This is a genomic window from Fontimonas sp. SYSU GA230001, from assembly GCF_040066175.1.
Classification (GTDB): domain Bacteria; phylum Pseudomonadota; class Gammaproteobacteria; order Nevskiales; family Nevskiaceae; genus Solimonas.
Genome location: NZ_JBEAAM010000054.1, coordinates 1 through 1,344, shown reverse-complemented (window position 1 = coordinate 1,344; position 1,344 = coordinate 1). Strand labels below are relative to the sequence as shown.

The following is a 1,344-nucleotide window of genomic DNA, read 5'->3' as shown; positions in this document are numbered from 1 at the left end:
GGGCCTGTCTGAATTTTTGTGTGTGAAGCGATTTCACACGGTACCTCGGACGAAGCGATCGCCGTAGGCGATCGCGAACTGATTCATGGCTTCACGCCATTCCTTGGCAGCGCGTCCCCAGTCGGCGGTGATGTTACGCAAAGCCAACCAGATCAGCTTGCTCGCGGCATCGTCGCTGGGGAAGTGGCCGCGCGTCTTGATGATCTTGCGCAGCCGGGCGTGGACGCTCTCGATCGCGTTGGTCGTGTAGATCACGCGCCGCACCGCCGGCGGGAATGCGAAGAACGGAATCACACGGTCCCAGGCGCGGCGCCAAGCCGCGACGATGGTCGGGTACTTCTGGCCCCACGGACCGCGCTCGAACGCGTCCAGGGCCTTCGCGGCGGCTTCTGCACTGGGCGCCGTGTAGACCGGCTTGAGTGCGGCGGCGAGCAGCTTGCGATCCTTCCAGCTCGCGTAGTCGAGGCTGTTGCGGATCAAGTGCACGATGCAGGTCTGCAGGGTCGTCTCCGGAAACACCGCGCCCAGCGCTTCGCCGATGCCCTTCAGGCCGTCGGTGACCGCGATCAGGATGTCGCCCACGCCACGGGTCTTGAGGTCGTTGAACACCTTGAGCCAGAACTTGGCGCCTTCGGTGTTTTCGATCCACAGACCGAGGATGTCGCGCGTGCCGTCCGGCAGCACACCAAGGGCCAGGTAGATCGCCTTGTTGCGCACCACGGCGTCCTCGCGAATTTTCACCCGCAGGGCGTCGAAGAACACGACCGGATACATCGGCTCCAGCGGCCGCGCCTGCCAGGCGCTGACCTCGGCCATGACGGCGTCGGTCACCGAGCTGATGAAGTCCGGCGACACCTCCGTGCCGTACTGCTCGGCCAGAAAGCCCTGGATCTCGCGCACCGTCATCCCGCGCGCGTACATGGCCACGATCTTGTCGTCGAAGCCGGTGAAGCGGCGCTCATGCTTGGGGATCAGCAGCGGCTCGAACGAGCCGTTGCGGTCGCGCGGGACTTCGATACGCAGCGGCCCATCGTCGGTCAGCACGGTCTTGCCGCTGGCGCCGTTGCGATGATTGCCGGCGGTCTCCGGCTTGTCAGCCCCGGGCGGGTAGCCCAGATGATGCGACAGCTCAGCGCCCAGCGCCCTCTCGATCAGGGCCTTCTTCAGCGCCATCGTCGTGGCGTTGATCTGCTCAGCGCTCATCGGCAGATCAATGCCAGCAATCTGGTCAAGCAACTCCTTGGGAATCAACGGCAGCGCCGCTCCGGCGGCCCCCGCCACCTTCATCTTCTTCTTCGGCATAGATGCTCCTGGTTCTCATCTTATGCCTCACACACAAAATTC

Annotated in this window: 1 protein-coding gene; it reads right to left on the bottom strand. The window is 64.2% G+C overall.

The genetic code is table 11. From position 1 onward, the window contains the following. Window positions 1–33 precede the first annotated feature (33 nt). Complete coding sequence (locus tag AAG565_RS15690; protein ID WP_348820584.1) at window positions 34–1,302, bottom strand: IS256 family transposase; 1,269 nt, start codon at window positions 1,300–1,302, stop codon at window positions 34–36. Between the last annotated feature and the right edge of the window lie 42 nt (window positions 1,303–1,344).

Bases quoted from the DNA above. Each gene is read 5' to 3' on its own strand.
- AAG565_RS15690 (WP_348820584.1), bottom strand. From the start codon at position 1,302: ATGCCGAAGAAGAAGATGAAGGTGGCGGGGGCCGCCGGAGCGGCGCTG.